Source organism: Aeromonas australiensis (genome assembly GCF_000819725.1).
In the GTDB taxonomy this organism is placed as follows: domain Bacteria; phylum Pseudomonadota; class Gammaproteobacteria; order Enterobacterales; family Aeromonadaceae; genus Aeromonas; species Aeromonas australiensis.
Window position 1 is genome coordinate 156,758 of the sequence record NZ_CDDH01000045.1, and the last position, 26,387, is coordinate 183,144.

The window sequence follows — 26,387 nt, forward strand, 5'->3', positions numbered from 1 at the left end:
GCATTCGTCATGCGCTTACCCCTTGGCGGTCAGGTTAACGGTCGGGTTGATCAACCCGTAGAGCAGGTCGACCAGGGTATTGGTCACCACGAAGATCAGCCCCACGAAGATGACATAGGCGGTGATCAGCGGGGTATCGACCCGGTGGATCGCCTCAAGGAACAGGAAGCCAGTCCCCGGCCACTGGAACACGCTCTCGGTCAGGATGGTGTACGCCACCATGGTGCCAATCTGCACCCCACCGACGGTAATGACCGGCAGCATGGTGTTTTTGAGGGCGTGCTGGTAATAGACCTTGTTGTTATCCAGCCCCTTGGCGCGGGCGAACTTGACATACTCGGAGGAGAGCTGCTCCAGCATCTCGGAGCGCACCAGCCGGATAAACAGCGGCAGCATGATGGAGGAGAGAGAGACCGCTGGCAGGATCAGGTGCAAGATGCCATCCCAGGTAAAGAAGCCCGACTCCCAGCCCAGCACATTGGCGGTTTCGCCACGGCCATAGGCCGGCAGCCAGCCCAGCTGGATGGAGAAGAGGTACATCAGCATGATGGCGGTCAAAAATACCGGGATCGAGATGCCGATACTGCTCCCCGCCATGATGATCTTGGTGGCAATGCTGCGCGGGCGGATCGCCGAATAGACCCCGAGTGGAATGGAGACCGCCACTATGATGAGTGCAGCGGCAAACACCAACTCAAGGGTAGCCACCAGCTTGTCAAGGATCACCTCGAGAGCGGGTCGCTTGAAGAAATAGGAAGTTCCCAGATCCCCATGCAACGCATTTTTCAAAAAACGGCTGTATTTAATGAGGAAGGGATCGTTAAGGCCCATCTTGTCGCGCAACTCCTGACGCTGGGCTTCGGAGACGGATTGCCCCACCAGCTCGCGTAACGGATCCCCCAGGTTGTCCTGGATGGAGAAGGCGACCAGGCTGATGACGAACATCACTATCACGGCCTGATAGAACCGTTTCAGCAGGAATGTAAACATGCTTGTCCTTCTACGTGGCCTGTGTCGTGGCACAGGCTTCTGTTAGTGGGCGGAGTGGCCAGCTGACCACTCCGCCCCGTCCTTCCTTAGCGCTTCGCTTACTTGCTGACCACCAGGTCGCCCAAGTAGGGGAATACCATGACGTTGGCTACCGGTGCGATATCCACATTTTTCTTGGCGCCATAAGCCACGTTTTCCCAGTGCAGCGGCACATAGGCAGCATCTTCGATCACCATAGCCTCGACCTGCTTCAGCATCTCGGCACGCTTGGCCGGATCGGTCTCGGCGTTGGCATCCATCACCAGCTTGTCCGCTTGCGCGTTGGCATAACCGGCGCAGTTGTACTGACCCATGCCAGTCTTGGCATCCTTGGTGAAGGTCAGGAACTCGAAGAAGTTGGCGGTATCTTCGGTGTCGGAGTGCCAGCCAATCATCTGCATGTCGGCGGCGCACTTGTCAAACTCCGGCCAGTATTGAGCCACCGGCATGGTCTTCAGATCCACCTTGATGTTGATCTTGGCCAGCATGGCGGAGACTGCCTGGGCAATCTTGACGTCGTTGACGTAGCGGGCAGCCGGAGCGATAAAGGTCATCTTGAAGCCCTGCTCGTAACCGGCCTCCTTCATCAGCTCCTTGGCCTTGGCCAAGTCATACTGGGGCACCAGCGCCTCGTTGTGACCAACGTAGCCTTTCGGGCTCAGCTGGCCAGCGGGAGTACCAAAGCCCTTGTTGATCTTCTCGACGATACCCGCCTGATTGATGGCGTAGTTGATCGCCTGACGTACCCGTTGGTCTTTCAGCGCCGGGTTGGTGTTCTGGTTGAGCTCGATGATGATGGCGCGGGTACCGGACAGGGTGACCAGCTGGCTATTCTTGCCATTTTTCACGCGGTCCAGATCGTTCGGCGCAACCGGATAGATAATATCCACATCACCGCCCAGCAGGGCTGCAACACGGGTCGCATCTTCCTTGATCGGCACCACGGTCAGGTTCTGGACGTTACCCTTGGAGTCCTTGTCCCAATAGTTGGCGTTGCGAGCATACTCCAGCTTCACCCCCTGCTCGCGGAACTTGACGGCAAAGGGACCGGTACCGGAGACATTGGTCGACGCGAAGGAACTGCCGTTTTTAACAATCTCAGCCTTGTCCTTACCATCGTTGGTCTTGCCGGTATAGAACTTGGCATCCATCGGGAAGATATAGGTGACGGTCTGCAGCACCAGCGGGAACGGCTTGGCGGTGACGAGATCCACGGTGTAGTCATCCACCTTCTTCACTTCGCTGATAGGGTCGAAGATCGCCTTGAAGTCGACAGAGGACTTCAGACGATTGACGGTCCACACCACATCATCGGCGGTAAAGTCGTTACCGGAGTGGAACTTGACCCCTTTACGCAGGTGGAAACGTACTGTGTTGTCATCGATACGCTCATATTTTTCGGCCAGACGGGGCTCGAACTGCAGATCCTGGGTGTAACGCATCAGGGGATCGAATACCAGGTGCGACATCTCCAGGGTCTGACCGGAGAGCTGCTCCTGCGGATCCAGCGAAGTAGCATCAGAGGCGACACCCAGCTTGATATTGGCGGCTGAGACACTGAAAGCAAAACCGGCGGCAACCAGCGCCAGGGCTATTTTGGACAATCCTTTCTTCATTGTTTTCTCCATGCTTTTGGCTTTTTTATTTACAAACAAGGTACATGAGCGACATCTGGCGCACCGATGCTCAACTAGCTTGCGATTTCCAGCCCCTCGCGGGACATTCCCTTGAACTCCGGCATCAGTGAAATCAGCTTGCGGCTGTACTCATGCTCGGCATTGGTAAAGAGTTTCTCGGTCTCGGCCACTTCCACCAGATTGCCATGCTGCATCACCCCGATGCGGTCGCACATCTGACGAATGACCGGCAAATCGTGGCTGATAAACAGCATGGTAAGCCTGAGCTCCTGCTGCAGATCCTTGAGCAGGTTGAGGATCTGGGCCTGCACCGACACATCCAGCGCCGAGGTAGGCTCGTCGCAGATAAGGAAGCGCGGGCGAGTGGCCAGGGCGCGGGCGATAGAGATGCGCTGGCGCTGACCGCCGGAGAACTCATGTGGATACTTGACCCCGGCACCACGGCCAAGACCCACATGATCCAGCAGATCCCCGACAATCCCCTCAATCTGGCGCTCACTGCTCGCCAGCTGATGGAAACGGATCGGCTCGGCAATGATGTCGCGTACCTTCATCCGCGGATTCATTGACGAATAGGGGTTCTGGAACACCATCTGCATCTGGCGGCGCAGCGGGCGACGATCGCGCTCGCTCTTGAGGGCAGTCAGATCGATCCCCTCGAAGAAGATCTTGCCGGTATCAGGCGGATAGAGACCGGTGATGGCACGGGCAATAGTCGATTTACCGGAGCCCGACTCCCCCACCAGACCGAAGGTCTCCCCTTCAAAGATTTCGAAACTGATGTTGTTGCAGGCGCGCACATACTGGCGGCGGCTCGGGAAGATGGAGTCCTTGGTGACGAACTTCAGATCGACGTTCTCCACCCGCAGCAGCGCCCCTTCATAGGCACGCTCGTCCTGACTCTGGCCAAGCCAGTGGGTCTTGAGGTCGATATTGGTATCCGGCGCACTGGCATCCTCGATATAGGAGACCAGCGGGAAACGCACCAGCTTCACGTCGGAGCGGGGTACTGCCGAGATAAGGCTGCGGGTATAGGGGTGATTGGGGCTGCCCAGCACCTGTTCGGTCAGGCCGAACTCCACCAGATCGCCGCGATACATCACCGCCACCTTGTCGGTAACGTTGGAGACCACCCCCATGTCGTGGGTCACCAGCATGCAGCCCACCTGACGCTCTTTGCAGAGGGCCCGGATAAGCTGGAGGATCTGATCCTGAATGGAGACGTCCAGCGCCGTGGTCGGCTCATCGGCGATGATCAGCTCCGGATCGCAGGAGAGCGCGATGGCGATAACCACCCGCTGACGCATGCCACCGGAAAACTGGTGGGGATACTGCTTGATGCGCAGCTCCGGCTGCGGAATACCGACCGCCCCCATCAGCTCCAGCGCCTTGGCAAAAGCAGCCTCGCGGGAGAGATCGGTATTGGCCAGAATGGTCTCCACCAGCTGCTGCTCAACAGTGAACAGCGGGTTGAGGGAGGTCATGGGGTCCTGGAAGATGAACCCGATCCGGGAGCCACGGATGGCCCGCATCTCGCTTTGACTCTTGCCAGAGATAAGCTCGCCATTGAGGTAGATGTCGCCACGGGCGATACGCCCGGGTGGACTGAGCAGATCGATCACGGCGTTACCGATGGTGGACTTGCCAGCGCCGGACTCTCCGACCACACCGACAATCTCACCCTTTTCGATAGAGAAAGAGAGATCCTTCACCGCGGCCAGCACCCCGTAGCGGGAGGGGTACTCGATCCGCAAGTTCTTTACTTCGAGCAAGGACATGTTTACCTCTGCGGGGGACATCCGTCCCAAATAATTCGTCCGTAAATCAGCCGCAGATGCTGGTTGTGCCTTGGTACTGCTCAAGAGCCGTTGTTGTGTAATTAACGCTCAATCCATGAGGCAGCGAAACCAGCGATCCGGGCGGGTTTTTTGCATTTTTTTGGAATAACCCGCGAGTAACTTAGACGGTTTGCCAACGGGTGTAAATGATTGCGTTATACAATCCCGCCATGTTTTGCTCAAATAACAGGCATTCCAGCAGATTAAAATCATGACTAAAGTCACATAAATAGGTTATATGACCAAAGTTGGCGCTTTATCAATACTTTAATTTCAACAATAAGGCAACAAATGACAATAAAGCACTAATCAATAAACGGTGGCAAGCCCCGATTGAGTAGTGAATATTTATGTGAAATGGATTTTTGATGGCAGCATATGCCGATGAAGGAAAATTAAACAGTGATAAATCGGGAGGAAAGCTGCATACCCTCCCCCCGGAAAAGCGTTCAGCCGAGCCAGAATGCCAGTAATTGCATACAAAACAGAGCGAACAGACCGGCGATCAGATCGTCCAGCATGATGCCAAGACCACCATGGATCCGGCGATCAAACCAGGAGATGGGCCAGGGTTTGATCACGTCAAAAAATCGGAACAGCACGAAACCGGCCAGCAGCCACTCCCAACCAGCAGGTGCAGCAATCATGGTGACCCCAAAGCCAATCACTTCATCCCAGACGATGGCACCGTGGTCCGGCATGCCGATGGCATCGGTGGCGCTCTGGCAGATACGAATGCCCGCCACAAACCCCACCGCCAGCAAGGCGATGAACCAGAAGGTCGGTAGCCCACTCACCAGCAGGTAGAGCGGAATGGCCGCCAGGGTGCCCATGGTGCCCGGCGCCTTGGGGCTGAGGCCGGAGCCAAACCCCACCGCCAAAAAATGAAGCGGATTTTTCAGATCCAGTCGTGTCAGCTCGGGCTTTATCCTGAACAAACTCATGCGAAGTGATCCCACCCTTTCAGTTGCAGCTCGACCACTTGGTCGCCACTCAGATAGTCGATGCCCGGCTCACCCGCTACGATACGGCCAATACGGTTGAACTTGACCCCGCTGTGGGCCAATGCGGTATCGAGGGCACCGCGATGCTCTTCTGGCACGGTGAAAAGGAGCTCATAATCATCGCCACCGGCCAACGCCAGTTGCCACGCCTCCTGCTCGCTCACCGCATCCTGCAACACTGGCGAGAGCGGCAGCAGATCGAGATTGATCTGAGCCCGTACACCAGAGGCCTTGAGGATATGGCCAAGATCCGATGCCAACCCGTCAGAGAGATCCATGGCACTGGCCGCCAGCCCGCGCAGCGCCTGACCGGCCAGAATGCGGGGATGGGGGTGCTCCAGCCGGGGCAACACGGCAGCCAACTGGTTCTCATTGAGGGCGCGCTTGCCCAGCAGATGGGAGAGCGCCAACGCTGCATCCCCCAGGGTGCCGGTGACATAGATACCGTCACCGGCCTTGGCTCCGCTGCGCAGCAGGGCACGCCCGGCTGGCACAGATCCCTTCACCGACACCGTGATAGAGAGCGGCCCGCGGGTCATGTCCCCGCCCACCAGCGCCACGTTATAGTACTCGGCCAGCTCCAGAAATCCTTCGGCAAACCCGGCGACCCAACCTTCGTTGATGGCAGGCAGAGTCAGTGCCAGCGACACCCAGCGCGGCTCGGCCCCCATGGCGGCGAGATCGGAGAGATTGACCGCCAGCGCCTTGTAGCCGAGATCAACCGGATCCATGTCGGGAAAGAAGTGTACGCCGCTCACCAGAGTGTCGGTGCTCACCGCCAGCTGGGTATCGGGGGGCAAGGTCAGCAGGGCACAGTCATCTCCAGGGCCCATCACCACATCCTTGCGGGCGTGGGAAGCCTTGAAGTACTTATCAATCAGCTCAAATTCACCCATACAGTAAAAAGCCAGCAATAAGCTGGCTCCTCTATTAGATGCTAACGGACAGCAGGATCAGCGCTTGTTCAGCGACTTGATCACCTTGTCCAGTACACCGTTGACAAACTTGTGGCTGTCATCGGCAGCGAAAGCTTTGGCCAGCTCGATCGCTTCGTTGATGACCACGCGCGGCGGTACATCATCACGACGGGTTAGCTCATAGGTCGCCAGACGCAGGATCGCCTTGTCCACCATGTCCACCTCATCGAGGGGACGGGAGAGGTAAGGTGCGAAAACCTTGTCCAACTCGTTGCAATGGAGCGATACCCCGAACAGTAGATCGCGGAAGTAGTTCAGGTCTACACCCTTGGTGTCCTGATCGATCTTGAACTGCTCTTCGATGTCACCCACGTTGGCCTTGGTCATCTGCCACTGGTAGATGGCCTGGGTGGCGCAATGACGGGCTTTACGGCGCTCAGACGGTTTCAATGCATTTCTCCTCGTTACACGTCCAGTTCTTTCAGGACGTTGATCATTTCAAGCGCTGCCAGTGCAGCCTCTGCACCCTTGTTACCCGCCTTGGTACCTGCACGCTCGATGGCTTGTTCAATGTTTTCGGTTGTCAGCACGCCGAAGGCAACGGGGATTTCATACTCCATCATCACCTGGGCCATGCCTTTGCTGTTCTCGTTTGCCACCAGGTCGAAGTGGTAGGTGCCGCCACGGATGACAGTACCGACCGCCACGATGGCATCATATTTGCCGCTCTTGGCCAGCTTTTTGATAACCAGCGGCATTTCAACTGCACCCGGCACTTTTACCAAAGTCAGGTTGCTCTCCTGTACTTGACCTTGACGCTTCAGTACATCGACCGCACCACTGACCAGGCTGTCATTGATGAAGCTGTTGAAACGGGCAACAACGATCGCAACGCGCGCTTCGGGAGCGGCAATGTTTCCTTCAATAACCTTCATTGGAAATCCTGTATCTGTGAAAGCAAAAGGGCCGGAGTCAAAAGTGCGCACATTCTAGCACAACAGGCCCACGACAAAAACCATGGCCGCAATAGAGGGCCATGATCGCCAATTCAACGGGCCGGCGTGGTCATGCGCCGGCATACTCCACGCCTTGCCGAGGACGGATAACGCCCTCTGCAAGCCGCAGCTATGGCTGTTACTCGCCTATGTATTCAACCACTTCCAGACCGAAACCGCCCGGAAGGAGATGGTACTTCTCTGGTGGAACATTACTCGCCGACGTACTCAACCACTTCCAGACCGAAACCGCCGAGGGCATGGTACTTCTTCGGCGAGCTCAGCAGGCGCATCTTGCTCACGCCAAGGGCCTTGAGGATCTGGGAACCCACACCAACCCGGCGTGAGGTGCCCTGTCGCTTGGCTCCTTCCGGCGCCAGCCCCTTGTCGGCGGCTTCAAAACCCTTAACCCTGGCCAGCAGTTCGGCGCCATGGGCTTCAGCCCCCAGAATCACCAGCACACCGCCCTCGTCGGCGATGCGGGCCATGGATTTTGGTAGCGGCCAACTACGGGTAGCGTGACGGTCGGTCAGCAGCAGGTCGCTCAGCACGTCGTGCAGGTGTACCCGCACCAGGGTTGGCTGATCGGTCTGTACCTCACCCTTTTTCAGAGCGAAGTGAACCTGATTGTCGATGGTGTCGCGGAAGGTGATGAGGTCGAACTCGCCAAACTCGGTGGGCAGCTTGCACTCGGCCACCTTCTCGACCGTGGTCTCGTGCTGGTTGCGGTACTCGATAAGATCGGCGATGGTGCCAAGCTTGATGCCGTGCTGCTCGGCGAAGAGTTCCAAATCCGGACGGCGCGCCATGGTGCCATCTTCATTGAGGATCTCGACGATGACTGCCGCAGGCTCGTAACCGGCCAGACGGGCCAGATCGCAGCCCGCTTCGGTGTGGCCGGCACGGGTCAGCACACCGCCATCCTGCGCCATCAGCGGGAAGATATGGCCCGGCTGGACCAGATCGGCGGCCTTGGCGTTCGGCGCCACAGCCGCTTGCACGGTCACTGCCCGATCGGCAGCGGAAATACCTGTGGTCACCCCTTCTGCCGCCTCGATGGAGACGGTAAAGGCGGTGGAGAACTGGGCATTGTTGCGATCCACCATCAGCGGCAGCGCCAGCTGTTTGCAACGATCCTGGGTCAGGGTCAGGCAGATGAGGCCACGGCCGTAGCGGGCCATGAAGTTGATATCCTCCGGGCGGACGCAGGAGGCGGCCATGATGAGGTCCCCTTCGTTCTCCCTGTCTTCGTCATCCATCAGGATCACCATCTTGCCAGCCTTGATATCGGCAATGATCTCCTGGGTTGTGCTCAGCGCCATGGGCTACTCCGTCTCTCTGATTGGGGATTGAGCCCGCAAGCTCAACGGGAATGGGAAATATGCTGCTCTAGATTGGGGCACAAGAGCCCATTTCAATCAGAGCAGGATCACATAAAATCGTTTTGGTGGCCGGGTTTAGCGCACACTGTTAGAGAAAACCGGCCTTGGCCAGCGTCTCCATGGTCAGGGTGGAGGCGCTGCTCTCCTGACGCTTGCCCATCATCAGCCGCTCCAGATAGCGGGCGATCTGATCCACCTCGAGGTTGACCTTGTGACCCGGCTTCCAGCTGGCGATGGTGGTCTCCTGGGCGGTGTGGGGCACGATCGTCAGGCGGAAAAGGTCCCCCTGCACCGCGTTGACGGTGAGGCTGATGCCATCCACCGCGATGGAACCCTTCTCGGCAATGTAGCGGGAGAGCTCCCCCGGCGCCTTGATCCAGTACTCGATAGCGCGGCCGCTGCTGGAGACGCTTTTCACCTCCCCTACCCCATCCACGTGGCCGGAGACCAGATGGCCGCCGAGACGGGAAGTGGGCATCAGCGCCTTTTCGAGGTTGACCCGATCACCCACCCGAGCCTCGGCAAAACCGGTACGGGAGAGAGTTTCCAGCGACACATCGGCGATATAGCGCTTGTCGCCCAGCGCCACCACCGTGAGGCAGACGCCGTTGGTGGCAATGGAGTCGCCCAGCTTGACGTCGCTAAAATCCAGGCCCGGGGCGTGCACGGTGAGGGCCATGTCGTCGCCCTGACGGCGCAGTTCGGCCAGGGTTCCCACCGCTTCGATAATTCCGGTAAACATGCAGATCACCTTGCTGATGACGGGGGCTGATGATCCCCCCTTGAACATTGATAAATCAGGCTATTTTGGCGGTAATGCGAATATCCTGCCCCACCATGCGCACATCCTTGATGGCGAGCTTGGGGGCCTGGAACAGCCGGGTCAGGCCCGGTAGATGGAACAGGCCGCGCCCTTCATCGCCCATCAGCTTGGGCGCCTGATAGAGCACCAGCTCATCCACCAGCCCTTTTTCCAGTAGAGCGCCGCACAGCCGTGGCCCCGCCTCGACCAGCACCGAGTTGACGTTCTGTTTGGCCAGCAGCATGAACAGGCTGACCAGATCCAGCTTGCCATCGAGCAGCGGCAGCTCCAGCTGCTGCACCCACGCGGGCCACTCACCGGACGCCTTGTGACGGGCCACCAGCACCGGGCTCTCGCTCTGGAACAGTGGCAGGTCAGGGGTCAGCCGGTTTTGCGAATCGACGATGACCCGCAGCGGCTGACGCAGGGTCTCTTTGGGGTAGCTCGCCTTCACCGAGGGGGGCAGCTCGTCCCAGCGCACGGTCAGGGAGGCACCATCGACCAGCACGGTTTCAGCGCTGGAGAGCACCGCATCATGGCGGGCCCGCAGTCGTTGCACGTCGCGGCGCGCATCGGGGGAGGTGATCCACTGGCTCTCACCGCTCGCCATGGCGGTGCGGCCATCGAGGCTGGCCCCCAGCTTGACGGTCACCCGCGGGAAGGCGGTACGCATCCGCTTGAAAAAGCCCGGGTTGAGCGCCTCGGCTTCGCTCGCCAGCAGGCCGAAATCGGTTTTGATGCCCGCTTCGGAGAGCATGCGCAGGCCACGTCCGCCCACCTGGGGATTGGGATCGACCATGGCCGCCACCACCCGGGCCACACCGGCCTTGATCAGCGCCTCGGCGCAGGGGGGAGTACGACCGTGGTGGGAGCAGGGTTCGAGGGTCACATAGGCGGTGGCGCCGCGGGCGTTGTCACCGGCGGCGCGCAGGGCGTAGACCTCGGCATGGGGCTCGCCCGCCTTCTGATGCCACCCTTCGCCAATCACCACGCCATCCTTGACCAGCACGGCGCCGACGCAGGGATTGGGGGCCGTGGTGTAGCGGCCGCGGCGGGCCAGTTCGAGGGCCCGACTCATCCATTGGTAATCATCTTGACTAAACATTCGGGCTCCTTTGACAACACATCTCGACTTTACGCAGTATCGTAGGTTCGATTAGCGCAGCGTGATCGGACGCGGCAACATGGCTGAGAATGGAGGTTTACTTCTCCAGCTTGGCGATCTCTTCACCGAACTCGCGAATATCTTCGAAGCTGCGATAGACGGAGGCAAAGCGGATATAGGCCACCTTGTCCAGACTCTTGAGCTCATCCATCACCAGATTGCCCACCAGCTCGGAGGCGACTTCGCGCTCGCCGGTGGCACGCAGGCGGGATTTGATATGGTTGACCGCTTTTTCGATGGCCTCCATGCTCACCGGCCGCTTCTCCAGCGCCCGCAGGATGCCGGCGCGCAGTTTGTCTTCGTTGAACGGCTCGCGGGAACCGTTGGACTTGATGACGCGGGGCATCACCAGCTCGGCCATCTCGAAGGTGGTAAAACGCTCGTGACAGAGCAGGCACTCACGACGGCGGCGCACCTGATGGCCTTCTGCCACCAGACGGGAATCGATCACCTTGGTATCAACCGCACTACAGAATGGGCAATGCATCGGACCTCCGGCGTTAATGGAACAGGGATCGGCCCGGCGGGCCAGGATCCAGGTCGGCCAGTGTAGCACGGCCATCCAACCGTGGTAAAAAGCGGAAAAGCGTGATTTTTCTGTTCGTTATCACTAATGGGCAACTCACTCGTCGTAAGGCAGAGTATCGGGATCACAACCTAGATAATCGGGGGCTGGGTCGACCGTAAACTGCACCGCATCGATATAGTCATGACCCAGCATCAATGCCTTGCCTATCCGGTGCATGCCATCCATCACCCGACCGGCGCTGTCGAGAATGATCGGATAGGCGAGATCCGCCGCTATGATGAGCTGGCAGTGCTCGACCACGCTGCGCACCGTGGGAGTGGCGCTGCCATGGCCATACCAGTGATCACGGTCAAGCTCGGCAATGTCGCTCAATGCCACCGCCTGCAGCGGCAGATCACGGCTCAGTCGCACCAACCGCCGTACATCCCATGCCAGCAGCCCCTGCTCACTGGCACGAAAGTGATACTGGGCGCGGATTACCAGCCGAAGCTCCGCCTCCAGCGCCTTGTCCCGCTCTACGCAGGAGTGTGCCTCTTCGCTCGGTATCTTCTCTTCGTGGTTCAATCTCATCCCTCTCGTGTTGCCCAACGCCAGAAAAAACAATGCCACCCGAGGGTGGCATTGGTCTCAAACCGGATGGTCTGACTTATCAGCCATAAACCGGGAAGCGGCGGCAGATATCCAGCACCTTCTCGCGCACGGTGGCCAGCACGGCATCGTTGTCGTGGTTGTCCAGTACGTCGCAGATCCAGTGGGTCAGCTCGATGGACTCGGCCTCCTTGAAACCACGGCGGGTAATGGCCGGAGTACCGATACGCACACCGGAGGTGACGAACGGGGAGCGCGGGTCGTTGGGCACGGAGTTCTTGTTGACGGTGATGTTGGCTTTGCCCAACGCAGCGTCAGCATCCTTACCGGTCAGCTCGCGGCCGATCAGGTCAACCAGCATCAGATGGTTGTCGGTACCGCCGGAGACGATCTTGTAACCGCGCTCGATAAAGGTGGCAGCCATCGCCTTGGCGTTTTTCACAACCTTAGCCTGATAGGTCTTGAACTCGGGCTCCAGCGCCTCTTTGAAGGCAACAGCTTTACCGGCGATGACGTGCATCAACGGGCCGCCCTGACCACCCGGGAAGACGGCGGAGTTGAGCTTCTTGTAGAGCTCCTCGTCGTCAGCGGCGGAGAGGATCAGACCACCGCGCGGACCGGCCAGGGTCTTGTGGGTGGTGGAGGTGACCACGTGAGCGTGGGGCACCGGGTTCGGGTAGACGCCAGCGGCAATCAGACCAGCCACGTGAGCCATGTCGACGAACAGGTAAGCACCGACCTTGTCGGCGATTTCGCGCATGCGGGCCCAGTCAACGATGCCGGAATAGGCGGAGAAGCCACCGATCATCATCTTCGGCTTGTGCTCGACAGCCTGACGTTCCATGTCGTCGTAGTCGATCTTGCCGGACTCATCGATACCGTAAGGCACGATGTTGTAGAGCTTGCCGGAGAAGTTGACCGGAGAGCCGTGGGTCAGGTGACCGCCGTGGGCCAGGTTCATGCCCAGTACGGTGTCGCCCGGCTGCAGCAGAGCCATGTAAACGGCGCTGTTGGCCTGGGAGCCGGAGTGCGGCTGCACGTTGGCGTAAGTGGCACCGAACAGCTCTTTGGCGCGCTCGATGGCCAGGGTTTCGACCACATCCACATACTCGCAACCACCGTAGTAACGCTTGGCGGGGTAACCTTCGGCGTACTTGTTGGTCAGCTGGGAGCCCTGGGCCTCCATGACACGGGGGCTGGTGTAGTTCTCAGACGCAATCAGCTCGATATGCTCTTCCTGACGACGGGTTTCGTCTGTGATGGCCTGCCACAATTGCGGATCATAATTGGCGATGGTCATGTCACGTTTCAACATCCGTTTCTCTCCTGAAAATCGTTTGCGCGTTAGGTGAAGTGGGCGCGGGCATTGTAACGTGAGCTGGATCAAAGAGACAGTCCAACCACCTAAAAAAATGTTGAATTTATGTTGTAAAAAGCAAGATTCCCTCCCCGTTCAATACCCTGGCCACTCCGCCAAATGGCACATTTTTCATCCCGCTGCGGGCGAGCAAAACCCGAAGGGGATCACAACGCCCTCTTTACCCATCCTGTAACATACTCATTCGAAACAAATTTAATGATGATGGAGCTGATTGCAGCCATGCATCCGAGGGGCTGCACCTAACCGGAGGAGTTCAAGATGGAGCATCTGCTGACATTCGTGATCCTGGCTGTCTTTTTCCTGTTCTACTGGGTCTACTACACCAGCCAACGCAAACATGTTTCCACCACCTCGTGGGATCAGCTCCCCACCAAAGCCGACTATCTGGCGGCCCACCCTGAATCAGTCGATGGCGACATCATCTTCTGTTATCACTGCGGCCACCACGAGTTGCTGGAGGTGGGCATGGTGCACCTGACCGATTTTCGCCGGGAATGGGTCTGCACCAAGTGCAAGCAGGTGCTGTTTCGCGAGATCGAATAACGGCGCAGGGGTGCCCCCCCCTCTAAACGTTGTGCATAGCCAGCAGGGATCAGGGCTGCGCATCCCTGTTGGCCGCCAGCCACTGTTGCAGCCCGCTCACCGCCGCTTCGAATTGCGCCCCGATTGCCGCAGGCTCACCACCCCCCGCCTCAAGAGCCGCACAGTGGCTGGCAAATTCGGTCAACCCCAGCGCCAGCGCACTCCCCTTTAGCTTGTGCGCCAGCTGACGTTGCTCGCTCCCCTCCCCCTGCGCCAACTTATCCACCAACATCCGCCCTTGCGACTCAAACAGCGCGACCAGCTGGCGGATCCGCACCATGCCGAGCAGGGGCAGATCGGCGTCCAGCACCGGATTGGCCCACCCGGGCTGGTTAGTTGAGGGCGCGGCAGCTAGTTGCACAGGAGGCTCGATAGAGGCACCTGCCTGCCGAAACAGCTGATCGATGGCGTTTGCCAACACCGCCAGCCGCACCGGCTTGCCGACAAAATCGACAAACCCGGCGGCGAGGCAGTGGCGGATATCCTCCGGATACATCTGGGCCGAAATGGCGATGGCAGGCAGCGGCCGCTCATGCATCTCTTCACTGATGGCGGCCAGATCCTCGCGCAGGGTCATGCCGTCCATATCGGGCAGATTGATATCAAGCAGCGCCAGCTCGAAGGGACGCTCGGTCACCAGCGCCAGCGCACTGCGACCATCCTCCGCCAGGGTGACGCGATGACCGAGCCGGGTCAGCATGCCGTGCGCCACCAGCCGGTTGATCTCGTTATCCTCCACCAGCAGGATGTCACGGGACTGGCCAAGGTGCAGCGGTTGCGCCTCGGCAGGCAGCTGGGCGCTCGAGCGCTGCAACGGCAAACTGAAGCTGAATTCACACCCCTTGCCCGGTTCGCTGACAAGGATAAGCTCCCCCCCCATGGCGGCCACCAGCTTGCGGCTGATCGCCAGTCCCAGCCCGGTGCCGCCCTGATGGCCTATATCACGCTTGCGCTGGCGAAATGCCTCGAACACCGCCTCCTGCTCATCGGCCGGAATGCCGGGGCCTGTATCGCGCACCACAAACCGGATGCAGGGCTCGGCGCAAGGGCCCTGACAGACAAGGGGCGCCACCGTCAGGGTAATCTGGCCACGGGCGGTAAACTTGACCGCATTGCCGAGCAAGTTGCCGAGCACCTGGCGCAGCTTGCCCAGATCCCCCTCGACCACAGGCGCCAGTCCGGGCGCATACTCCAGCGCCAGGGTGACCCCCTTGGCCGCCGCCTTTGGTCGAAACAACGCGCAGAGCTCATCCACCAGCTGGAACAGGGGGAAGGGTTCGCGGCGCGCCTCCACATGGCCCGCCTCTATCTTGGAGTAGTCGAGAATGTCGTTGAGGATCTCCAGCAGGGATTCGCCACTGTGCTCGATGGCGGCCAGATAGCGCTGCTGGGTATCGTTGAGATGGGTATCTTCCAGCAGTGTCAGCCCCCCCAGAATGCCGTTCATGGGGGTGCGGATCTCGTGGCTCATGGTGGCGAGAAACACCGACTTGGCCCGGTTTGCCTGTTCGGCCTCGGCGCGGGCCTGCCGCTGCTTCTCCACCTCCTCATTGAGCCGCTCGTTGGCGTGGCTGAGCTGGCCAGTGCGCTCCTCGACCCGCGACTCCAGCTCGCGCTGATAACGGCCCAGCTCAACCGCATTGTCACGAAACACCTGCAGGGCCCGGCCCAGCTCCGCCAGCTCATCGCGCCCGGTACTGGCGATCGGCTCAAGGGGGGCCAGATCCCCGCGCGCCAACCGGCTCATCCCCGCCACCGCCCGTTGCAGCGGCCAGACGATCCGGCCGTAGACCATGCGCCACATCAGCAGCATCAGCAGTAGCAGGGTGAGCAGGCCAATGGCCATCAGCGCCTGCTCCAGCAGCCTTAGGCGCTGACTTAGCGCCTGCTGGCTCTGCCCCAGCGAATCGCGGGCACGGCTGACCAGCTCTCCGACCTGCTGGTTGAGGCTGCTCATCAAGGCTTCGTTGGCATTGGCCAGCACCCGTAGCGCCTCCCCCTTGCCGAGCCAGTCGCTGCGCAGTTGCACCAGCTTGTCGCTCTGCGCCAGCACAGTCAGCGCCTGCTCCACCGCCTGCCGGCGGGCCGGATCGGTCACCGCCCCGGCCCGCAGTTGCAAGATAGCCAGCTCCCGCCGCCCCTCTTGCAATAGCGTTTGCAACTGTTCCTGCCGTTCGCTGCGCCACATCTCCTCGATACGCTGCTGCTGCATCAGGGTGCGATGACGCAGCTCGGTCATCTGCTCCAGCCAGTCGAGATCTTGCTCCAGCAAGCGATCCAGCGTCCGGGTCGCCTGCGCACCTTGTTGTTGGTAGAGGGAACCCAGCCCCGCCACCATCACGGTTTCGGCATTCTCCATCTGGCTGCGCGCCAGCTCGGCGATCTGTCCGGCCGCCGCCACCAGACGGGCCCGCTGCGCCTCCCCCTGCGCCATCAGGGTCAACCGCTCCCCCACCAGCCAGCCCTGCTGACCCAGATTGCCGATGATGCTCTGACTGAGCTGATCGAGGCTTGTTGAACCCTGCCCACGGTCGAGTTGCGCCAGCACCTGTTGTAGCTGTTGCCCCTGCAGAGTGAGCAAGCGCCCCTGATGCTCCCGCTCCTGCTCGCTGGTTGCGGTGGCCAGCAGCCGTGACGCGCTCTGGATCTCGCCGCTGAGGCGAGAGAGCGTGCGGGCCAGCTCCTGATCGGCCAACGTCTGCTGCACCCCTTGCTCCAGCTGGCGCAGATGGCTAAGCCCCACCCAGCCCAGCAGGGAGGCACTCAGGGTCAACAACGCCATCAGGGAGAAGGCCAGCAGCAACTTGCCACCCAGGCCGGAAAAGATTCTCACGGGAAGTCCCTTGGTTGTGGTCGGCTTTGACCGGATAATATGGCCCAACACTTTAACAAAACCCCTGGCCATGCGAAGCGTCTATCTCTCCCCCTTGTTGCTGATCTGGTTGCTAATGCTTCCCCGCGCCGCCCTCGCCTTTGCGGTCGATATCTGGCCCGGCGGCGAATTCAGCGGCCAGCCGGTGCGCCAGCAGTGGCCAGCCCCCACCGCCGCAACCAAACCGCTGACCCTCTGTGCCCTCTACCCCCATCTGCGCGACGCCTACTGGCTCTCGGTCAATCAGGGCATGGTGGACGAGGCGAAGCGGCTGGGAGTCAAGTTGCAGATCCACGAAGCGGGGGGCTATGGCGCCCTCGCCGAGCAGCGTCAGCAGTTGCAGCGCTGCGTGCAGGAAGGGAGCGACGCCATCTTGCTCGGCGCAGTGAGCTATCAGGGCTTGCGCGAGGCCATCAAGGCCACGCCGCTGCCGCTCTTTGGGTTGGTCAACGATCTGCCCAGCGGTCTGGTGCAGGCCAAGGTGGGGGTCTCCTGGTACCAGATGGGCTGGCAAATCGGCCACTGGCTGGCGCAGCGCCACCCCGCCGGCAGCAAGCCGGTCTCGGTCGCCCTCTTCCCCGGCCCGCAGGCCAGTGGTGGCAACAACTTCGTCGAGCCGGGCTTTGCCGATGCCATCAAGGGGAGCGCCATCAAGCTGGTCACCACCGAGCGCGGCGACAACAGCCGGGAAATCCAGCGCACACTGGTACAGCAGACCCTGGCCCGCTATCCCGACCTCGACTATCTGGTGGGGGGCGCCATCGCCGCCGAAGTGGCGGTCAACGAGCTGGCGCAGCGCCATCTCGACAGGCCCCGGGTGCTGAGCACCTACTTCAGCCACGGGGTACAGCGGGGACTGCGACGGGGCAAGATCCTGGCCGCCAACAGCGATCAGATGCGGCTGCAGGGGCGCCTTGCTGTCGCTCAGGCGGTCTGCCTGCTGCAACACCCTGATGCCAGTGCCGAGCAGTGCCCACGGGTGATGGGGCCACCCATTCTGACGCTATCTGCGCCACTGGCCGACCCCGCCGATTCCCTCTCGGATGGCGCTTTTCGCCCCGTCTATCGGGTCGAATAGCCGTTCCAAATCCGATCAGCACACTCAAGGAGAAGAGATGAAAGAGTTACATGCCAGCTGCCTGTGCGGCGCCATCGCCCTGACCCTGCCGGATCAGTTCGACTATATGGGGAACTGCCACTGCAGCGAATGCCGCAAGTTTTCAGGGGGAGATTACGCCTCGGTCGGCGGACTGGATGGCAACAAGGTCACCATAGTGAAGGGGGAAGAGGCCATCGGCCGCTACCGGAAATCGGCAGAGACCACCCTGGCATTCTGTCGTCACTGCGGCTCCAGCCTGTTCAGCCAGAAGAGCAGCAGCGGCAAGATCAACCTGCGCCTCGGGGTACTGGACGATGTGCCGAGCCAGCGCCCCGCGTTTCACATCTTTGTCGGCTCCAAGGCGCCCTGGCACCAGATTGGCGACGACTGCCCGCAATTTGATACCCGCCCGCCGGTCTGATACCCGGTCAAACAGCTCAAGGCCGCCGCAACGGGGTCAGGAGGCTATCTCGCCAGCAAACAGATAGCCTTCACCATGGACGGTGACAAACAGCTGGGGATCCCGCGGATCCGCTTCCATCTTGCCGCGCAGCCGCCGGATCAACACGTCTATGGTGCGATCGCTCGGGCCATCGCCGCGATGGCTGATAAGGGTCAGGATCCGCTCCCGACTGAGCACCCGCCCGGCATGGGCGACAAAGGCCACCAGCACTTCATATTCCGCCTTGGTCAGACGCACCGGCACTCCGTCCTTGCTGAGCTGGCGGCGGGAAATGTCAAAACGCCAGGGGCCAAAGCGCACCGCATCGTCAGCCACCGCAGGCTCGCTCGGCGCGGCGGCCGCCAGCGAGATCCGCCACAGCAGATTCTTGACCCGCACCAGCAGCTCCCTGAGCTCGAACGGCTTGGTGACATAGTCGTCGGCCCCCATCTCGAGGCCGACAATCCGGTCCACCGCATCGCTGCGGCCGGTGACCAGAATGATCCCCACCGTGCTGCGCGCCCGCAGTTCACGGGTCAACAGCAGACCATCTTCTCCCGGCAGGTTGATATCCAGCATCACCAGATCGACCGTCTGCTCCGCCAGCACGGCGCGCATCTGCTGGCCGTTTTCGACCGCCGTCACCCGATAGCCCTCCCGCTCGAAATAGCCGGTCAGCTTCTCGCGGGTAACCGCATCATCTTCAACAACCAGAATGTGGTAGCTCATGGGCAGGGTTCACGATGGTCGACAAGGGAGGATTATTCTATTCACATTTTGTCATAAATACCCCTATTTCATTAATTTGTGGCGGCAGCCCTGTTCACAACGCCTCCCTATCATGGCTCCCATCAAAAAAGTGATGTGAGAGAGCATGATGAAAAAACTGTGGCACTTCCTGCGCACCCCCAGCCGTCGCTGGTCGGTACTGGCGCTGCTTCTGGTGGGCGTCGGCGTCACCCTCGCGGGCACCGTCGGCCTGCACTATGGCTTTGAGAAAACCAGCAGCCTCGAATTCTGTATCTCCTGTCACTCCATGAAAGACACCGTCTATCCGGAGTACAAGGAGTCCATCCACTTCAAGAATGCCTCAGGGGTACAGGCGGTCTGTACCGACTGTCACCAGCCGAAGGATTTCGTCGGCAAAGTGGCCCGCAAGATGGAGGCAGCCAACGACCTCTATCAGGAGTACATAGGTCACAGCATCGACACCCAGGAGAAGTTCGAGGACCGGCGCCTGCATCTGGCCGAGAAGGTGTGGGCACGGATGAGCAGCCAGAACTCCAAGACCTGCAAGTCCTGCCACAGCTACGACAACATGGATCACGCCAAGCAGTCCCCGGCGGCAGCGCTGGCGATGAAAGATGCGGCGGCGAAGAACATGAACTGCATCGAGTGCCACAAGGGCATCGCCCACGAACTGCCCAACATGGCGGGGGGCTTCCGGGCCACTTACGCCACCCTGGTCAACGACGCGCAAGAGGCGCCAGCCGCCGAGACCCTCTACAACCTGGGTGAAAAAGATCTCTATGCCAGCGAACAGAGCAGCGACCCGGTCGGCAAACTGCTGCCCGCCTCCCGTATCGACGTGGTGGACCGCAGCGGCGATCGCCTCAAGGTGACCATCGAAGGGTGGCGCGAGAGCGATGGCAAGGGCCGGGTGCTGAGCGAATACATGGGCAAGCGGGTCTTCGTCGCTACCATCCGTGACGAACTGAAAGCGAGCGAGAAAGTGCTCAAGCAGGAGACAGACAGCGCCACCCATATCAAGTGGGAGCAGGTTCAGGTGCAGGCCTGGGTCGATGGCAAGGGCTTTGAGTCCTCGCTCAAGCCGATCTGGGATTACGCCGGCGAGATGTACAAATCCACCTGCAACTCCTGCCACGGCGCGCCGGATCCCGCTCACTTCACTGCCAACGGCTGGATTTCGGGACTCAAGGCGATGTCTGCCTACTACCGCCTGAGTAAGGAAGAGGAGCGCACCCTGCTCAAATACCTGCAGAACCATGCCGCCGATACCGGTGGTCAGGGCAGCCACTAATTCCGGATTCGAGTTCCGGATCCGAGAGAGGAATAACAAGATGATCAATATTTCCCGTCGTGGTTTTCTGGGTGGCTTGCTGGCCAGCGGTGCCTCTGCCCTGATCGGCCCCTCCCTGCTCGGTCGCGCCGTGATGGCCGCCGAGTCCGGCGACAAGCTGGTGCAGTCCGGCTCCCACTGGGGCGCCTTCCGTGCCCGGGTGGTCGATGGCCGCTGGGTCGAGACCCTGCCGTTCGAGCACGACAAGCACCCCACCGAGATGCTCAAGGCCTTGAGTGAGGTGGTCTATAACCCCTCCCGCATCCGCTACCCCATGGTGCGACTGGACTGGCTGCGCAAGGGCCACCAGTCCGACACCAACGAACGGGGCCAGAACCGCTTCGTGCGGGTCACCTGGTCCCAGGCGCTGGACTTCTTCTACCACGAGCTGGAACGGGTGCAGAAAACCTATGGCCCGAGCGCCCTCTATGCCGGTCACTCCGGCTGGCAGTCGGTGGGCAAGCTGCACTCCGCTGGCGCCATGCTGGGACGCGCCATGAACCTGCACGGCACCTATCTGGCCAAGGCCGGCGACTACTCCACCGGGGCCGCCCAGGTGATCCTGCCCCACGTGGCGGGCGCCATGGAGGTGTATGAGCAGCAAACCTCCTGGCCGCTGGTGCTGGAGCACAGCAAAACCATCGTTATCTGGGGCTCAGATCCCATCAAGAACCTGCAGGTGGGCTGGCTGGTGCCGGATCACAGCGTCTACGACTACTGGGCGCAACTGAAAGAGAAGGTAGCCAAGGGCGAGATCCGGGTGATCAGTGTCGATCCGGTCAAATCCAAGACTCAGAAGTACCTCAATTGCGATCAGGTAACCCTGAATCCGCAGACCGACGTGCCGCTGATGCTGGGCATCGCCCACACCCTCTACAGCGAGAAGCGCCACGACGAGAAGTTCCTGAAAGACTACACCACCGGTTTTGACAAGTTCCTGCCCTACCTGCTGGGCACCAGCGATGGTCAGGTGAAGGACGCCGAGTGGGCCGCCGCCATCTGTGGCGTACCAGCAGAGACCATCCGCGAACTGGCCCGTACCATGAGCAGCGGCCGCACCCAGCTTATCGGCGGCTGGTGTGTGCAGCGCATGCACCACGGCGAACAGTACGCCTGGATGCTGGTGGTTCTGGCCTCGATGATTGGCCAGATCGGCCTGCCGGGGGGTGGTTACGGCTTTGGCTGGCACTACAACGGGGCGGGTACCATCACCTCCAGCGGCCCCATCATGTCAGGTTTCAGCTCGGTCATTCCCGGCGTTAAACCACTCCATGACGGCGACTGGAAGGGCTACTCCAAATACATTCCGGTGGCCCGCTTCGTCGACTGCATTCTCAATCCGGGCAAACAGATCGCCTTCAACGGCCAGACCATCACCTACCCCCACATGAAGATGGCGGTGTTCTGTGGCAACAACCCGTTCCACCACCAGCAGGATCGCAACAAGATGGTCGCCGCCTGGCGCAAGCTGGAAACCGTGGTCAGCATCGATCACCAGTGGACGGCCAGCTGCCGTTTCGCCGATATCGTGCTGCCCGCCACCACCACCTATGAGCGGGATGACATCGAGCAGTGGGGCTCCCACTCCAACGCGGGCATTCTGGCCATGTACAAGGTGGTGGAGCCGCTGTTCGAGGCGCGCGATGACTACGACATCTTCGCCGATCTCTGCCGTCGCTTCGGTCGCGAGGCCGAGTTCACCGGTGGCAAGAGCAAGCTGGAGTGGATCCAGAGCATCTATGACGACGCCCGCCTGCAGGGCCGCGGCATCGGCATTCGTCTGCCCCGTTTCAGCCAGTTCTGGCACGGCGAAGGCTTCGTCACCTTCCCGGCGGGCCAGCCCTGGGTACGCCACGAGTCGTTCCGTCAGGAGCCGGATCTGGAGCCACTAGGCACCCCATCTGGCCTTATCGAGATCTACTCCAAGACCATCGCCGACTACGGCTATGGGGATTGCCCGGGTCACCCGGTCTGGATCGAGCCCTACGAGCGCTCCCACGGCGGGCCGGGCAGCAAACAGTACCCGCTGCACCTGCAATCCTGCCACCCGGACAAGCGGCTGCACAGCCAGCTCTGCTCCTCCGACAACTACCGCGCCACCTACACGGTGCAAGGTCGCGAGCCTGTCTATATGAATCCGCAGGATGCCAAATCCCGCGGCCTCAAAGACGGCGATCTGGTGCGGGTGTTCAACGGCCGCGGTCAGGTATTGGCTGGTCTGGTGGTGAGCGATGATTACGCCCCCGGGGTGGTGCGCATTCAGGAAGGAGCCTGGTATGGCCCGCAAGAGGGTGGCAAGGTAGGGACGCTCTGTACCTATGGCGATCCCAACGTGCTGACCGCCGACATCGGCTCCTCCAGCCTGGCGCAGGCCACCACGGCCCATACCGCGCTGGTGGAGATCGAGAAGTTCCGCGGGCAGGCACCGGCAGTCACTGCCTTCGGCGCACCGGAATCGGCCAAGGGCATCGACCCCATGTTCCCGGCACTCTGACCCCGGGGGGATGAAAGCGCCCCCTTGAGTTTCCTTTATTTTTAAAGTCGTTAGAATCGGGAGCCATCAAGGCTCCCGATTGCCATCCACGGAGGAAAAATGCAGGACTTTATGGCTACCAGCGAACGCCGGGCCGAACTCTACTGGTGGTTCTCCACCCTGTTCGCCGCCGAACTCAGTGATGAGCAGATCGCCGAATATGACACCTATGATGTGCGAAGCTTCCTGAAAAGCCTCTCCACCCTGGATCCGATGCGCGAAGCCGTGGCCGAACTCAACGATGCCATCGCCCGCCTGCTGGTGCGCACCGATCGCCAGCTGGAACTCGCCGCCGACTTCGCTGGCCTGTTTCTGGTGGATCCCAAACAGGGCGCCCTGCCCTACGAATCGCTCTATCGTGGCGATGCCAAGCTACTGATGCAGGCCCCGATGGCCGAGATGCAGGCCCGCCTCGATCGCCTCGGCATCAATGTCAGCGATAAATACAAAGAGCCTGCCGACCATCTGGCGATCGAGCTGGATCTAATGGGCAATCTCATCATCCGCGCGGCGGAAGCCAAGAGCGCAGCCGAGCGGGAACGCTGGCTCGACGAGCAGGAAGCGCTGCTGCACGGGCATCTGCTGGGCTGGTTCGACAAGTTCGAAAGCGCTTGTCGCGCCGCCGACCGGTTTGGCTTTTACGGCGCCAGTGCCCGTCTGCTGGGGGTCTTCCTCAAGATGGATGCCAACTACCTCTCTCTGGTCAAACCGGCACCGTCCGCCGACTGAGCCCGCGATGAAGACAGCCCTGCTTCTGATTGCATGCTGGCTGCTGGCCCTGATCCCGCTGGATCAGGGCATTACTCCCCTGATCGCGCTGCTGTTCAACCCTGATCGCGAGCTTTACGGCACCGCCCAGCTCACCGGCTTTGCCGGCATCCTGCTCACCCTCTACCTTGCCAATCTCGGCGTCGAGGTGGTGTTGCGCCGTCGTTTTCAAATCGCCGGCATGCTGGCGTTGCTGGCCGCCTGGATCGGCTTCATCAACAGCAGTGGCTGCGAGTCGCACTTCCTGCTGCTCTACCTGCTTGCCCTACCCTTCCATCTGATCGGCGGGCTGGTATTTGTACGCGGTATTCAGGCGTTTGGTCGTCAGAAGGGGTAGCCGCCATCAGCGCCAGCTTTGGCCATCCTGTTTTCTCACCGTCATTCAAACAACATCATTCGCCTCACCCCGGGACACCTCTCGAAACACCCAGCCCTCCAGTTCTCAGTCAGAATCCCTGTGCAACCGCACAGACTCAGGGGGAGTGGTCATCTATCCAAAAGTCTAATTGCCCCCCGCCACCAAAGGTATAAGTTGTTAAGAAACCATTAAAAGATCTATTCACAGGAGTGACAGATGAGCGAGAGCAAGGTCTACCCGGTCAAATCCCATATCAGCGACAGCGCCCTGCTGGACAAGGCCGGGTACGAGGCTATGTATCAGGCCTCCATCGACAATCCAGAGGCCTTCTGGGGCGAACAGGGAAAAATCCTCGACTGGATAAAACCCTATAGCAAGGTCAAAAACAGCTCCTACGATCCGGGCCATGTCTCCATCAAATGGTTTGAAGATGGCCAGCTCAACGTCTCGGCCAACTGTCTCGATCGCCATCTCGCCGAACGGGGTGACAAGGTCGCCATCATCTGGGAAGGGGACAACCCGGCCGAAGATCGCAAACTCACCTACCGCGAACTGCACAGCGAAGTGTGCAAGTTTGCCAACGTATTGAAAGCACAAGGGGTTCACCGCGGCGACGTGGTCTGCCTCTATATGCCCATGGTGCCCGAGGCCGCCATCGCCATGCTGGCCTGTACCCGCATCGGCGCAGTACACAGCATTGTATTCGGCGGCTTCTCGCCGGAAGCCCTGGCCGGCCGCATCATCGACTCCGGCTCCTCCATCGTTATCACCGCCGACGAAGGAGTGCGCGGTGGCCGCCCGGTGCCGCTCAAGAAGAATGTGGATGAGGCGCTCACCAACCCGGAGACTAAGGTCAACAAGGTGATCGTGCTCAAGCGCACCGGCGGCAATGTCGCCTGGCACAACCACCGCGACATCTGGTGGCATGAAGCGACCGCAGCTGTCAGCAGCGACTGTCCACCCGAGGCGATGAACGCCGAAGATCCGCTCTTTATCCTTTATACCTCCGGCTCCACCGGCAAACCCAAGGGGGTGCTACACACCACCGGTGGCTATCTGGTGTATGCCACCCTCACCTTCAAATATGTGTTCGACTACCACGAAGAGGATATCTACTGGTGTACCGCCGATGTGGGTTGGGTCACCGGTCACTCCTATCTGGTCTACGGGCCGCTTGCCAACGGCGCCGCCACCATCATGTTCGAAGGGGTGCCCAACTACCCGGCCACCAACCGCATGAGTCAGGTGGTGGACAAACACCAGGTCACCATCCTCTACACCGCCCCCACCGCCATCCGCGCGCTGATGGCCAAGGGCAACGAAGCGATCACCGGCACCTCCCGTTCGAGCCTGCGCATCATGGGTTCGGTGGGTGAACCCATCAATCCGGAAGCCTGGGAGTGGTACTACCGCACCATTGGCGACGAGCGCTGCCCCATTGTCGATACCTGGTGGCAGACCGAGACCGGCGGCATCCTGATCAGCCCGCTGCCCGGCGTTACCGATTTGAAACCCGGCTCTGCCACCAAACCCTTCTTCGGGGTACAACCGGCACTGGTGGACAACATGGGCGAGCCGCTGGACGGTGCCACCGAGGGCAATCTGGTGATCACCGACTCCTGGCCGGGTCAGATGCGCACCGTATTCGGCGATCACGAGCGCTTCGAGCAGACCTACTTCTCCACCTTCCCCGGACGTTACTTCACTGGCGACGGTGCCCGTCGCGACGAGGATGGCTACTACTGGATCACCGGTCGGGTGGATGATGTACTGAACGTCTCTGGCCACCGCATGGGTACCGCCGAAATTGAATCGGCGCTGGTGGCCCATCCCAAGATCGCCGAAGCGGCGGTGGTGGGGGTTCCTCACGAGATCAAGGGTCAGGGTATCTATGCCTATGTCACCCTGATCGCCGGGGAAGAGCCAAGCCGCGAGTTGCACAAAGAGGTGAAGGAGTGGGTCCGCAAGGAGATCGGCGCCATCGCCTCACCGGACGTGATCCACTGGGCGGAAGGGCTACCCAAGACCCGCTCCGGCAAGATCATGCGTCGCATCTTGCGCAAGATCGCCACCGGCGAGACCGACAGTCTGGGGGATATCTCCACCCTGGCGGACCCGGGCGTAGTAGACAAACTCATTCGCGAGAAATCGGAAGCGGCCTGATCCCGCGTCGTTTGTTGCTCAATAAAGCCGGCCCTGCGCCGGCTTTGTCATTTCTTATTCACTAGCAAACAGCAAGGTGGCAACGGCGAAGTCTCGCAGACCAAGGCGCGCAATAAATAGCCAGATGTAGAGATTAGACCAGTAAAATGCTGCTAATTTTCACGAAATCAATATAATTGCCAAATCTGTGTGCCAGGGCACACCGATTTGCGCAGAAAATGGC

The 26,387-nt window shown here is 60.4% G+C and carries 23 protein-coding genes; 8 read left to right on the forward strand and 15 right to left on the reverse strand.

The genetic code is table 11. The features are described 5' to 3' along the window. Positions 1-15: 15 nt before the first annotated feature. The 13 genes from BN1117_RS06325 to glyA form a co-directional block, all read right to left on the reverse strand. A complete protein-coding gene (locus BN1117_RS06325) occupies positions 16-990 on the reverse strand; it encodes an ABC transporter permease (protein ID WP_040095789.1) in 975 nt (324 codons plus the stop codon). Between the two features lie 98 nt (positions 991-1,088). Next, positions 1,089-2,645: an ABC transporter substrate-binding protein gene (locus BN1117_RS06330; protein ID WP_040095791.1), complete on the reverse strand. Its 1,557-nt coding sequence runs from the start codon at positions 2,643-2,645 to the stop codon at positions 1,089-1,091. Positions 2,646-2,719: 74 nt separating this feature from the next. Beyond that, positions 2,720-4,444 (reverse strand): dipeptide ABC transporter ATP-binding protein, encoded by a 1,725-nt coding sequence (locus BN1117_RS06335; protein ID WP_040095793.1) that lies wholly within the window; start codon positions 4,442-4,444, stop codon positions 2,720-2,722. Between the two features lie 509 nt (positions 4,445-4,953). Further along, a complete protein-coding gene (locus BN1117_RS06340) occupies positions 4,954-5,448 on the reverse strand; it encodes a phosphatidylglycerophosphatase A family protein (RefSeq protein WP_040095795.1) in 495 nt (164 codons plus the stop codon). Continuing rightward, the gene (gene thiL / locus BN1117_RS06345; RefSeq protein WP_040095899.1) at positions 5,445-6,404 is read right to left on the reverse strand and encodes a thiamine-phosphate kinase; all 960 of its coding nucleotides are present in this window, start codon (positions 6,402-6,404) and stop codon (positions 5,445-5,447) included. Before thiL ends, BN1117_RS06340 begins: the two co-directional genes overlap by 4 nt. 57 nt (positions 6,405-6,461) lie before the next feature. Further along, positions 6,462-6,875, reverse strand: coding sequence for a transcription antitermination factor NusB (gene nusB / locus BN1117_RS06350; RefSeq protein ID WP_040095796.1), 414 nt, complete (start codon positions 6,873-6,875; stop codon positions 6,462-6,464). Positions 6,876-6,889: 14 nt separating this feature from the next. Beyond that, positions 6,890-7,360, reverse strand: coding sequence for a 6,7-dimethyl-8-ribityllumazine synthase (gene ribH, locus BN1117_RS06355; RefSeq protein ID WP_040095798.1), 471 nt, complete (start codon positions 7,358-7,360; stop codon positions 6,890-6,892). Positions 7,361-7,632: 272 nt separating this feature from the next. Beyond that, on the reverse strand, positions 7,633-8,742 hold the full coding sequence (gene ribBA, locus BN1117_RS06360) for a bifunctional 3,4-dihydroxy-2-butanone-4-phosphate synthase/GTP cyclohydrolase II (protein ID WP_040095799.1): 1,110 nt from the start codon (positions 8,740-8,742) through the stop codon (positions 7,633-7,635). 148 nt (positions 8,743-8,890) lie between these two features. Beyond that, a complete protein-coding gene (locus BN1117_RS06365) occupies positions 8,891-9,544 on the reverse strand; it encodes a riboflavin synthase (RefSeq protein WP_040095901.1) in 654 nt (217 codons plus the stop codon). A 55-nt stretch (positions 9,545-9,599) separates the two neighbouring features. Then, entirely contained in the window at positions 9,600-10,709 is a 1,110-nt protein-coding gene (ribD, locus tag BN1117_RS06370) for a bifunctional diaminohydroxyphosphoribosylaminopyrimidine deaminase/5-amino-6-(5-phosphoribosylamino)uracil reductase RibD (RefSeq protein ID WP_040095801.1), read from the reverse strand. A gap of 97 nt (positions 10,710-10,806) precedes the next feature. Next, positions 10,807-11,256 (reverse strand): transcriptional regulator NrdR, encoded by a 450-nt coding sequence (gene nrdR, locus BN1117_RS06375; RefSeq protein ID WP_005338880.1) that lies wholly within the window; start codon positions 11,254-11,256, stop codon positions 10,807-10,809. Positions 11,257-11,391: 135 nt separating this feature from the next. Then, entirely contained in the window at positions 11,392-11,868 is a 477-nt protein-coding gene (locus tag BN1117_RS06380) for a hypothetical protein (protein WP_040095803.1), read from the reverse strand. A gap of 79 nt (positions 11,869-11,947) precedes the next feature. Beyond that, positions 11,948-13,201, reverse strand: coding sequence for a serine hydroxymethyltransferase (glyA, locus tag BN1117_RS06385; RefSeq protein WP_040095805.1), 1,254 nt, complete (start codon positions 13,199-13,201; stop codon positions 11,948-11,950). Positions 13,202-13,525: 324 nt separating this feature from the next. Between glyA and BN1117_RS06390 the strand changes: the two genes are divergently transcribed. Beyond that, entirely contained in the window at positions 13,526-13,810 is a 285-nt protein-coding gene (locus BN1117_RS06390) for a hypothetical protein (protein ID WP_040095806.1), read from the forward strand. A 49-nt stretch (positions 13,811-13,859) separates the two neighbouring features. On the opposite strand, the gene torS is transcribed toward BN1117_RS06390, so the two are convergent. Next, positions 13,860-16,682: a TMAO reductase system sensor histidine kinase/response regulator TorS gene (gene torS, locus BN1117_RS06395; RefSeq protein WP_040095808.1), complete on the reverse strand. Its 2,823-nt coding sequence runs from the start codon at positions 16,680-16,682 to the stop codon at positions 13,860-13,862. Between the two features lie 70 nt (positions 16,683-16,752). Here torS and torT point away from each other — a divergent pair, with 70 nt between their 5' ends. Both torT and BN1117_RS06405 read left to right on the forward strand, forming a co-directional pair. After that, positions 16,753-17,799 carry a TMAO reductase system periplasmic protein TorT gene (gene torT / locus BN1117_RS06400; protein ID WP_040095810.1) on the forward strand — a complete coding sequence of 349 codons (1,047 nt, stop codon included), beginning with the start codon at positions 16,753-16,755 and terminating at the stop codon, positions 17,797-17,799. Positions 17,800-17,836: 37 nt separating this feature from the next. Further along, entirely contained in the window at positions 17,837-18,241 is a 405-nt protein-coding gene (locus tag BN1117_RS06405; RefSeq protein ID WP_040095811.1) for a GFA family protein, read from the forward strand. Positions 18,242-18,277: 36 nt separating this feature from the next. On the opposite strand, the gene torR is transcribed toward BN1117_RS06405, so the two are convergent. Further along, the gene (gene torR, locus BN1117_RS06410; protein WP_040095813.1) at positions 18,278-18,991 is read right to left on the reverse strand and encodes a two-component system response regulator TorR; all 714 of its coding nucleotides are present in this window, start codon (positions 18,989-18,991) and stop codon (positions 18,278-18,280) included. Between the two features lie 145 nt (positions 18,992-19,136). Here torR and torC point away from each other — a divergent pair, with 145 nt between their 5' ends. The 5 genes from torC (at position 19,137) to acs (ending at position 26,164) form a co-directional block, all read left to right on the forward strand. Continuing rightward, positions 19,137-20,303, forward strand: coding sequence for a pentaheme c-type cytochrome TorC (gene torC / locus BN1117_RS06415; protein WP_080771394.1), 1,167 nt, complete (start codon positions 19,137-19,139; stop codon positions 20,301-20,303). A 40-nt stretch (positions 20,304-20,343) separates the two neighbouring features. Next, positions 20,344-22,836: a trimethylamine-N-oxide reductase TorA gene (gene torA, locus BN1117_RS06420; RefSeq protein WP_040095817.1), complete on the forward strand. Its 2,493-nt coding sequence runs from the start codon at positions 20,344-20,346 to the stop codon at positions 22,834-22,836. Positions 22,837-22,935: 99 nt separating this feature from the next. Continuing rightward, positions 22,936-23,604: a molecular chaperone TorD gene (gene torD / locus BN1117_RS06425; RefSeq protein ID WP_040095819.1), complete on the forward strand. Its 669-nt coding sequence runs from the start codon at positions 22,936-22,938 to the stop codon at positions 23,602-23,604. 7 nt (positions 23,605-23,611) lie between these two features. After that, positions 23,612-23,980, forward strand: a complete 369-nt coding sequence (locus tag BN1117_RS06430) for a hypothetical protein (protein WP_040095821.1) — start codon at positions 23,612-23,614, stop codon at positions 23,978-23,980. 237 nt (positions 23,981-24,217) lie between these two features. After that, positions 24,218-26,164 carry an acetate--CoA ligase gene (acs, locus tag BN1117_RS06435; protein ID WP_040095822.1) on the forward strand — a complete coding sequence of 649 codons (1,947 nt, stop codon included), beginning with the start codon at positions 24,218-24,220 and terminating at the stop codon, positions 26,162-26,164. Positions 26,165-26,387 lie beyond the last annotated feature (223 nt).